General features: G+C 45.5%; 1 protein-coding gene. It reads right to left on the minus strand.

Annotated elements, in window-relative coordinates:
* Positions 1 to 115: 115 nt before the first annotated feature.
* Positions 116 to 448, minus strand: a 333-nt coding sequence (locus tag ACTHUM_RS19710) for a peroxiredoxin (RefSeq protein ID WP_440403970.1), incomplete at its 5' end; no start/stop codon positions are given.

A 448-nucleotide genomic window follows, 5' to 3' on the forward strand; every position in this document is an offset into this window, starting at 1 on the left:
GGATTCAAGCAGTTTGTCTATTAAATCATCCATACTCATCAAACTGTATTGAAAGGCCGTCTGAACGGCATAACTTTACATCCGTTCAGACGGCCTTAGGTTTTCAAAGCCCTATTTAAGAGGCTTGAGAGATTGTATCCAAAACTTCCTGCGCGTGTCCGGCCACTTTGACTTTGCGCCACTCATGGGCAATTTCGCCGTTTTCGTCCAACACAAACGTGCTGCGCTCAATGCCGAGGGATTCTTTGCCGTAAAGCTTTTTCAGCTTGATCACGTCAAACAGTTTGCAGACGGTTTCTTCTTTATCGCTCAACAATTCAAACTGGAAGCCTTGTTTAGCGCAGAAATTCTGATGCGATTTAACGCCGTCACGCGAAATACCGACAACGGTATAGCCCAATGCTTTGAATTGTTCCAATCGGGCATTGAAATCCAAGCCTTCGGTGGT

The sequence above is a fragment of the Neisseria sp. P0021.S006 genome, assembly GCF_051956895.1.